Origin of the sequence: Bradyrhizobium sp. 17 (genome assembly GCF_023073515.1) — a bacterium.
Taxonomy (GTDB): domain Bacteria; phylum Pseudomonadota; class Alphaproteobacteria; order Rhizobiales; family Xanthobacteraceae; genus Bradyrhizobium; species Bradyrhizobium canariense_D.
In genome coordinates this window covers 170,096-178,378 of the sequence record NZ_JADPJQ010000106.1, presented here as the reverse complement: position 1 = coordinate 178,378, position 8,283 = coordinate 170,096, and the positions used below count along the sequence as shown (strand labels likewise).

Annotated in this window: 10 protein-coding genes; 5 read left to right on the top strand and 5 right to left on the bottom strand. The window is 66.1% G+C overall.

Annotated elements, in window-relative coordinates:
- Positions 1 to 59 precede the first annotated feature (59 nt).
- From IVB13_RS21700 to IVB13_RS21685, 4 genes are all read right to left on the bottom strand, one after another.
- Positions 60 to 251, bottom strand: coding sequence for a hypothetical protein (locus tag IVB13_RS21700; protein WP_085352613.1), 192 nt, complete (start codon positions 249 to 251; stop codon positions 60 to 62).
- A 118-nt stretch (positions 252 to 369) separates the two neighbouring features.
- Positions 370 to 1,278: a S49 family peptidase gene (locus IVB13_RS21695; protein ID WP_247490378.1), complete on the bottom strand. Its 909-nt coding sequence runs from the start codon at positions 1,276 to 1,278 to the stop codon at positions 370 to 372.
- Positions 1,279 to 1,482: 204 nt separating this feature from the next.
- Positions 1,483 to 2,253, bottom strand: coding sequence for a methyltransferase (locus tag IVB13_RS21690; RefSeq protein WP_247490375.1), 771 nt, complete (start codon positions 2,251 to 2,253; stop codon positions 1,483 to 1,485).
- On the bottom strand, positions 2,246 to 2,473 hold the full coding sequence (locus IVB13_RS21685; RefSeq protein ID WP_007607161.1) for a DUF2007 domain-containing protein: 228 nt from the start codon (positions 2,471 to 2,473) through the stop codon (positions 2,246 to 2,248). Before IVB13_RS21685 ends, IVB13_RS21690 begins: the two co-directional genes overlap by 8 nt.
- 131 nt (positions 2,474 to 2,604) lie before the next feature.
- On the opposite strand from IVB13_RS21685, the gene IVB13_RS21680 reads away from it, so the two are divergent.
- The 5 genes from IVB13_RS21680 (at position 2,605) to IVB13_RS21660 (ending at position 7,371) form a co-directional block, all read left to right on the top strand.
- Entirely contained in the window at positions 2,605 to 3,612 is a 1,008-nt protein-coding gene (locus tag IVB13_RS21680) for a polyprenyl synthetase family protein (RefSeq protein ID WP_007594965.1), read from the top strand.
- 411 nt (positions 3,613 to 4,023) lie between these two features.
- Positions 4,024 to 4,539, top strand: coding sequence for a helix-turn-helix domain-containing protein (locus tag IVB13_RS21675; RefSeq protein WP_018454901.1), 516 nt, complete (start codon positions 4,024 to 4,026; stop codon positions 4,537 to 4,539).
- Position 4,540: 1 nt separating this feature from the next.
- Entirely contained in the window at positions 4,541 to 5,797 is a 1,257-nt protein-coding gene (gene fabF, locus IVB13_RS21670) for a beta-ketoacyl-ACP synthase II (protein WP_247490373.1), read from the top strand.
- A gap of 58 nt (positions 5,798 to 5,855) precedes the next feature.
- On the top strand, positions 5,856 to 6,488 hold the full coding sequence (locus IVB13_RS21665) for a LysE family translocator (RefSeq protein ID WP_247490371.1): 633 nt from the start codon (positions 5,856 to 5,858) through the stop codon (positions 6,486 to 6,488).
- 7 nt (positions 6,489 to 6,495) lie between these two features.
- On the top strand, positions 6,496 to 7,371 hold the full coding sequence (locus tag IVB13_RS21660; RefSeq protein WP_247299542.1) for an alpha/beta hydrolase: 876 nt from the start codon (positions 6,496 to 6,498) through the stop codon (positions 7,369 to 7,371).
- A 27-nt stretch (positions 7,372 to 7,398) separates the two neighbouring features.
- On the opposite strand, the gene IVB13_RS21655 is transcribed toward IVB13_RS21660, so the two are convergent.
- Positions 7,399 to 8,283, bottom strand: coding sequence for a 4-(cytidine 5'-diphospho)-2-C-methyl-D-erythritol kinase (locus IVB13_RS21655; RefSeq protein WP_018454905.1), 885 nt, complete (start codon positions 8,281 to 8,283; stop codon positions 7,399 to 7,401).

The following is an 8,283-nucleotide window of genomic DNA, read 5'->3' as shown; positions in this document are numbered from 1 at the left end:
CGTGCGGTGAGACAAGGCGTGGATGGCCGGGACAAGCCCGGCCATGACGTCTGCAGCAACTAACCCGGCCGATAGGCTCCGGTGACGGGATCCTGCTTCAGCGTCTGGACGGCCCCCATATGGGCGGCTTCGGCGACGCGCGAGAGGCGCATCTCCTCCAGCTCCTGGTTGATCCTGACGGCGGTCTTGTAGGCCCAGCGGACCACGGCAAGCCCGCCCAGGACGCCCGCGAATGCGACGAACGGCGGCATCGGTCGTTCCTTGTTCACAATGCTCAGCCCCCACGCGCATTCTTGCGCAGACCGGGCCGCGCCGCAATTGGCACGGCTTCAAGTCTCCTTGGGGCCAAATGGCGCGGAGGGGCTCCGTCTAAAACCCGAATTTCGCCCAGATCGCGCGCGTCTCGACCGCCGAGATCAGGTCGTCCGGCAGGCTGGCCATTGATTCCATGGCGGAAAGCTGCCCCGCGCCGGGCGATTTCCGGCCCAAAAGGCCGGAGAGCAGACCGGTCGGCTGGGCAATCACGGGGGTGAGAACCTTCTCGCCATAGCGGGCACGAAGAGTTGAGCGGAGATCGCCGATGCTGTCGGCGAGCCCCAGCGCGATCGAACTCTCGCCGGCCCAGTATTCGCCCGTGAACAGGGTGTCGTCGGAGCCCTTCAACCGCGCGCCGCGGCTCTCCTTCACCAGCGCGATGAAGATCTGGTGGATCTCGCGCTGGAGCGCCTTGAGCTTGGCGACGTCGTCGAGGTTTTCAGGGAGAAACGGATCGAGCATCGCCTTGTGCGCGCCGGCGGTGTAGAGGCGCCGCTCGATGCCGAGCCGCTTGATCGCCTCCTGGAAACCAAAACTGCCGCCGACCACGCCGATCGAGCCGAGGATCGAGGACGGATCGCAGATGATCTCGTCGCCGGCGCACGCGATCATGTACCCGCCCGAGGCCGCCACGTCCTCGACGAACACCAGCACCGGCAGCTTCTTCTCCGCCGCAAGCTGCTTGATGCGCAGATAGATCTGGCGCGACTGCACCGGCGAGCCGCCGGGCGAATTGATCACCAGCGCCACCGCCTTGGCGTTGCGTGTCGAAAACGCCCGCTCCAGAACCCGCGAAACCGTCGCGAGCGTCATGCCCGGGCGCAGCGGCGTCACTGCGCCGATCACACCGGACAGCCGCACCACCGGCACCACGGCCGTGCCGGGACGGAAGCGCGCCGGCAGATATTGCATGAGCTTGTCGGCCAGGCCGGAACTCTCACGATCGTTCAATTTTTCGGCCATGCCGTTACCTCTGATTAACCGTTTCTTATCACGCGACTGTCATTGGAAGGGCCCGGAACGTGTTTTGCAGAATTGAGAGGCTGCAATGGCCAGCGGAGAACACCATGAAAATCTATCTGCTGATGCTGCTGATCGGTGCGCTGTTCATGGCGATCCGCCTGACGGCTCCGCAAGAGCAGCAGTCGGAATCGCTTCCGCAATAGCTCAGCACGGTTCCACCAGGGGTAGAACCGCCCTTCCCTCCAGAATATCCATCACCTCTTTTTTCGACACGCGTGACTCCTCGTTGAGCATGAGGCCCGGCAACAATCGCGCCGGGGCCCTGCCGCCCTTGACCGCGCGCACCAGCACGCGGATCGCGGGCCGCCCGGCTTCACCGTGAACCGGCAGAATCGCGAGACTGCCGAAGCCGCGCGACAGCGCCGCCAAAACCTCAGCGATCCCATCTGCGCGCCAAATCAATGTCAGCGCGCCATGCGATCGGAGGATGCGCCGCGCCGCATGCACCCAGGCATTCAGCGTCTCATCCGTCGCCACATGCGCGATCTGGCGCGCCTGATCGGGCGAACCGCGATGACGAGCGGGATCGTTGAAGGGCGGGTTCATCAGCACCACGTCGACGCTGTTGGGCGGGAGCCCGCTGGCCGCGAAGGCCTGCGCGTCCGCGGTGACGTCGAGCACGATCGTCTCGGCGGCAATCGCATTCGCTGCCGCATTGGCGCGCGCAAGCTCCGCCAGCTCGGGATCGATCTCGACCAGGCCGAGCCTGATCCCGGCAACGCGCCGCGCCAACGCAAGCCCGGCCGTGCCGATACCTGCGCCGAGATCGACCACGCGGTCGCCCGCCCTCGCCTCCGTCGCCGCCGCGAGCAGAATGGCATCGTGCCCGGCGCGATGGCCAGACCGCTTCTGCTTCAGCCGCAATTGCCCGCCGAGGAAGGCGTCCTCGGTGAGGTCTGCCAGGGCTTCACTCATCGCCGCGCAGTTCGTGGCTAAGGCCGGCCTCGGTCAGAAGCTGCCGGGCCTCGATGGCGTCGTCTTCGTGGACCAGGATCCGCCGCGGCAAAATGCCGAGCGAGCCCTCGATGATGCTCATGTTCTGGTCCAGCACCAGATGATGGATGTTAGCGCCGTCGAGCAGCGCGCCGATCGCCGACACCAGCACCATATCGTTGGTCCGAACCAGTTCTCGCAAAACACAGCCTCCTGCCTAACGGGGACTAAGCGCCAAATGTCAATGGTTCCACGGCCCTTGCCGCATCCCCGTCCAGTTTCTATTGTCTTTCCATCAGAATAGCCCTTCCGGGGCAAATATTGGAGACCGGCGTGGCCGTCATCGTACCTTTCGAAACTCCCGGCGCGTCGATCGAAGAGCTGGTTGCCCTTGTCGCCGGTGACATGGAGCGCGTCAACGCCACGATCCTGTCGCGGACCGGTTCGGACGTGACCATGATCCCGGAGGTCGCCAACCATTTGATCTCCTCCGGGGGCAAGCGCCTGCGGCCGATGCTGACGTTGGCCATGGCCAACCTCGCCGGCTACACCGGCGACGGCCATATCAAACTCGCCGCCAGCGTCGAGTTCATGCATACCGCCACGCTGCTCCATGACGACGTCGTCGACGAGAGCGAGATGCGCCGCGGCAAGCTGTCGGCGCGCATGCTCTGGGGCAATGAGGCGAGCGTGCTGGTCGGCGACTTCCTGCTCGGCCAGGCCTTCCGCATGATGGTCGAGGTCGGCTCGCTCCGCGCGCTCGACATTCTCTCCGCGGCCGCCGCCACCATCGCCGAGGGCGAGGTGATGCAGCTTGCCGCCGCCAAGAACACCGCGACCACCGAAGACGAATATCTCGCCGTAATCCGCGGCAAGACCGCCGAGCTGTTCGCGGCCGCCTGCGAGGTCGGGCCCGTGATCGCCAACCGCCCGAAGGCGGAGCAGACCGCCTGCCGCTCGGTCGGCATGAATCTCGGCATCGCCTTCCAGCTCGTCGACGACGTGCTCGACTATGGCGGCAAGAGCGCCAAGCTCGGCAAGAACACCGGCGACGATTTCCGCGAGGGCAAGATCACGCTGCCCGTCGTGCTCGCCTTCCGCCGCGGCAACGACACCGAGCGCGCCTTCTGGATCCGCGCGCTGGAGCGCGGTGAGATCGGCGACACCGACCTCGACCACGCCATCGGGTTGATGAACAAGCATCGCGCGCTCGAAGACACGCGCAGCCGCGCCCAGCACTACGGCGCCATGGCCGTGGACGCGCTGGCGCTGTTCCCGTCCTCGCCGATGAAGAGCGCGCTGGAGCAGGTCGTGGCGTTCTGCCTGGCTCGGTCGCATTAGCTACCTGCATCCTTAGCGCTTGCTGGTAGCCACACCCTCAGTGTCGTCCCGGCGAAGGCCGGGACCCATTACCTCGGTCAGCGTTGTCTTAGCGCCTGTAGCAACCATCGTGCACCACAACAACAGTCGTGGCTATTGGGTCCCGGCCTTCGCCGGGACGACATCGTTGAGATACGCGCCACCACCGCATTAACAGCGTCATTGCGAGCGCAGCGAAGCAATCCAGAATCTTCCCGCAAAGGGACTCTAGATTGTTTCGCTTCGCTCGCAATGACGAGCTAGGTGTGCGAGGGCCGCCTTCCAACTTGCATTCAAATCCTGTGCGCCATCTTGCGGCACACCTCCGTCGGAGTGTTCTAACGGTTCGCCTACTAACTTGCATTTTGCAAGCTACTCACCTACCTTCCCCTCATGCAGCCCAAATCCCCCTCCATTCAGGAATGTCCGGTCGGCCGCGCCGTGGAGACGGTCGGCGAATGGTGGAGCATTTTGATCCTGCGGGATGCATTCCAGGGCGCAACGAGGTTCGACGAATTTTCGCAAAGCCTCGGGATCGCGCCGAACATCCTGTCGCGGCGGTTGGCCCATCTCACCGAAAGCGGCATGTTCGTCCGCCGCCGCTACAATGAACGGCCGCCGCGCTACGAATATGTGCTGACGGACAAGGCCCGGGACTTCTTCCCCGTGGTCGCAACCCTGCTCGCTTGGGGCAACAAGCATCTCGCACCGATGGGCGAAGCGATCCTGCTCGCGAACCGGCACGATTGTCGTCCGTTCAATCCGGTCGTGGTCGATGCCGCCGACATGCAGCCGATCACGCTCACCAATGCGGTCGTCGTCGCAGGCCCCCGCGCCAGCCGTGTCATGCGTAAACGGCTGACCTCGCTCAAAGCCATGAACCCGGCCGTCGCGCCGGCTGGAGACTGACATGCGTCGTATCGTCGTGACGGGAATGGGCGCGGTGTCGCCGCTTGGCTGCGGTGTCGAACTTTCGTGGCGCCGGCTGCTGGCCGGCCAAAGCGGGCTGCGCCCGCTGCCGGAATGGTCGCAGGCGCTGCCCGCACGTATTGCCGGCCTCGTGCCCGACAAGGCCGATGACGCGGAGGGCGGCTTCGATCCCGCGCAGGCCGCCGCGCCGAAAGACCAGCGCAAGATGGACCGCTTCATCCTGTTCGCGCTGCTCGCCACCGCGGAAGCGGTTGCGCAGGCCGGTTGGACGCCGCAGGACGCGGCGGCGCAGGAACGAACTGCGACGATCATCGCCTCCGGCGTCGGCGGTTTTCCGGCAATGGCGGAGGCGGTGCGCATCACCGAACAGCGCGGCCCGCGCCGGCTGTCGCCGTTCACGATCCCCTCCTTCCTCGCCAATCTCGCCGCCGGCCACGTCTCGATCAAATACGGCTACAAGGGAGCGCTGGGCACACCGGTCACGGCCTGCGCTGCCGGCGTTCAGGCGATCGGCGATGCCGCGCGCATGATCCGCGCGGGCGAGACTGATGTGGCGATCTGCGGCGGCGCGGAAGCCTGCATCGACATCGTCAGCCTCAGCGGCTTTGCGGCGGCCCGCGCACTGTCGAGCGGATTCAATGACGCCCGCGCCTCGCGCCCGTTCGATCGCGACCGCGACGGTTTTGTCATGGGCGAAGGCGCCGGCATCCTGGTGATCGAGGAGCTGGAGCATGCATTGGCGCGCGGCGCGAGGCCGATCGCGGAGATCGTCGGATACGGTACGACCGCGGACGCCTATCACATGACATCGGGTCCGCCTGACGGCGACGGCGCCCGGCGCGCCATGGAGATCGCGCTCCGGCAGGCCAAGCTTGCGCCCGCGGATTTACAGCACCTGAACGCGCATGCGACGTCGACGCCGGCCGGCGACGAGAGCGAGCTTGGCGCCATCGCCGCGCTATTCGGCCGCCACCGCGGCATCGCGGTGAGCGCGACCAAATCGGCCACCGGGCATCTGCTCGGCGCCGCCGGTGGCCTCGAAGCGGTCTTCACCGCGCTCGCCCTGCGCGACCAGATCGCGCCGCCGACGCTCAATCTCGAAAACCCTGATCCCGCCGCTGACGGCATCGACATCGTCGCCGGTGTGGCGCGACCGATGCCGATGCAGCACGCGATCTCGAACGGGTTCGGCTTCGGCGGGGTGAATGCCAGCGTGATCTTCCGCCGGATGGGCTGAACGACGGGCCTTAGTCGACGGGCCTTGCAATCGCGGCAAGCATCGCTACCAAAGCAGGATGATCAACACGAATTTCTGGCTGTTCCTGGCCGCCGCTTGTCTCATCGCCGCCGTTCCCGGCCCCGGCATTTTCTACGTCGCGGCACGGACCCTATCGGAAGCGCGCGGCAGCGGTTTTGCATCGACCGCGGGCACCGCACTCGGCGGGCTGGTTCATGTGGTCGCGGGCAGCTTCGGCATCTCCGCGATCATTCTTGCCAGCGCCGAGCTGTTTGCCGCCGTGAAATTCGTCGGCGCACTTTATCTCGTCTGGCTCGGCATCAGGACTTTTCGCAGCGCCAGCCGCGCGCCGTCATTCGACAGCAAGCCCGTCGGCGACAAGCGCGCCTTTCGCGACGGCGTGCTGGTCGAGGCGCTGAACCCGAAGACCGCCGCCTTCTTCCTCGCCTTCATTCCGCAGTTCCTTGACCCGGCGGGATCGAACCCGACACTGCAATTCATCACGTTGGGCGCGCTCTCGGTGACGCTGAACACGCTCGCCGATATCGTGGTGGTGCTGATGGCCTCCGCGACACGTACGCAGTTGATCGGACGCCCGCATTTGATGCGACGTCTCACCCAGGGCTCCGGCGTCTTCATCGCAGGGCTCGGCCTGTCGCTCGCACTGGCGCGGCGGCCCGTGAATGGATAGCGCCACCATGCCCGCCCCGCAAAGCCGCATTTACGAGTCTCACGGCCTGCGGCTGCACTATGCCGACTGGGGCAACGACGGCGCGCCGGTCGCCATCCTGGTTCACGGCGGCCGCGATCACTGCCGGAGCTGGGACGTCATCGCCCGGTCGCTGCAGCCGCATTTTCACGTGCTCGCACCGGACCTGCGCGGTCACGGCGATTCCGACTGGACCAGGGGCGGCAGCTACGCGCTGACGGAGTATGTGTACGATCTGGCCCAGCTCGTCCGTGCCATCGCGGCGCCTCAAGTCACTCTCATCGGCCATTCTATGGGCGGCATGGTCAGCCTGATCTTTACAGGGGCATTCCCCGAACAGGTCTCGAAGCTGGTCGTGCTCGACGGCGTGACGATGTTGCCGGATACACCAAAACCGCCGGTGCATGAGCGGATCGGCAAGTGGATCGGTCAGCTCGACAAGTTGCACGACCGCGCACCGCGCCGCTATTCGACCCTCGAAGACGCGGCGGCGCAGATGGTCCTTCACAACAAGCGGCTGTCTCGCGAGCTCGCGCTGCACCTCGCCACCCACGGCGCGCGGCAGAACGAGGACGGCACCTATAGCTGGAAGTTCGATCCCTACCAGCGCGCCTCTGCGCCGCACCGGCTCTGGCCGGACGATCACATCGCGCTGTGGTCGCGCATCACCTGTCCGACGCTGCTCTTGAATGCCGGCGAAAGCTTTCTGGCTGGCGCGAGGGCCGCGGGGCTGGAGCGCTACTTTCCGCAGGCGCGCGTCGAGACCATTGCAGGGGCCGGACACTGGCTGCAGCATGACAAGCCGCAGGAGGTGTTGGGTGAGATCCGGCGGTTTCTCGGGCTTGGCGAGGACGCTGCGGGCTAGCTCCGCAACATCCGCGTCATTGCAGGTCTAGCTCAGCGTTCCCGAGTGCACCCACCAGCCGGAATGATCCCTGCGGATATTCTCGGCGGCGGCATGCGCCTCGGCAGATGCGCCATAGATCGCAAAGCACGTCGCCCCCGAGCCGGACATGCGGGCGAGCTTGACGCCGGCGGAGCCACGCAAGGCTTCCAGCACGTCGCCAATCACCGGCTTGATGCGCATCGCAGGCGCTTCGAGATCATTGGCGACGGTCTCGAGAGTATCGATCCAGTCGGCGATGGAGGCGCCCTCGCCTGGCCAGGCCGGGCCGTCGAAGACGGACGTGGCGCCGACCAGGAGTTCGCCGTTGCGCAGGCCCAGCTCCTGGAACACGTCCTTTGTCGCGACCGGCACGCGTGGATTGACCATCACGCAGGGCATGCTCGGCAGCATCAAGGGCAGCAGCTGCTCGCCGACACCGGTCATGTCGCAGGCGCGCGAGAACAGACACACCGGCACGTCGGCGCCGGTCGCAAGCGCAACCTTCTGGAGGCGGGCGTCGTCGAGCGACAGATCGTTGAGGCGCGCCAGCAACCGCAGCGCCGCCGCGGCGTCGGCCGAGCCGCCGCCGATGCCGGCGGCGACCGGGAGCACCTTGTCGAGCGCGAAGGCGCCCAGCTTCAGGTTCGGGACGGCTTCGGCCAGGAGCTTGGCCGCCTTGAACACGAGGTTGTCGGCCATATTGCCGCAGGCCGCGGCGAGCGGCCCCGTCGTGGTGAGCTTCAGCTCGCCGCCGGGCTCCAGCGTGAGCCGGTCGGCGCAGTCGGCAAAGGCGACCACGCTTTCGAGATCATGATAGCCGTCGGCACGACGGCCGACCACGCGAAGGCTCAGATTGACCTTCGCGCGCCCTTCTTCAATCAACGCCGGCAT

What these genes read in the sequence shown, in the direction of transcription:
- IVB13_RS21690 (WP_247490375.1), bottom strand. Translation starts at nt 2,253, where the DNA reads ATGAGTGAAGCCCTGGCAGACCTCACCGAGGACGCCTTCCTCGGCGGG.
- fabF (WP_247490373.1), top strand. Translation starts at nt 4,541, where the DNA reads ATGCGTCGTATCGTCGTGACGGGAATGGGCGCGGTGTCGCCGCTTGGC.
- IVB13_RS21655 (WP_018454905.1), bottom strand. Translation starts at nt 8,283, where the DNA reads ATGCCGGCGTTGATTGAAGAAGGGCGCGCGAAGGTCAATCTGAGCCTT.
- IVB13_RS21665 (WP_247490371.1), top strand. Translation starts at nt 5,856, where the DNA reads ATGATCAACACGAATTTCTGGCTGTTCCTGGCCGCCGCTTGTCTCATC.
- IVB13_RS21660 (WP_247299542.1), top strand. Translation starts at nt 6,496, where the DNA reads ATGCCCGCCCCGCAAAGCCGCATTTACGAGTCTCACGGCCTGCGGCTG.
- IVB13_RS21675 (WP_018454901.1), top strand. Translation starts at nt 4,024, where the DNA reads ATGCAGCCCAAATCCCCCTCCATTCAGGAATGTCCGGTCGGCCGCGCC.
- IVB13_RS21700 (WP_085352613.1), bottom strand. Translation starts at nt 251, where the DNA reads ATGCCGCCGTTCGTCGCATTCGCGGGCGTCCTGGGCGGGCTTGCCGTG.
- IVB13_RS21695 (WP_247490378.1), bottom strand. Translation starts at nt 1,278, where the DNA reads ATGGCCGAAAAATTGAACGATCGTGAGAGTTCCGGCCTGGCCGACAAG.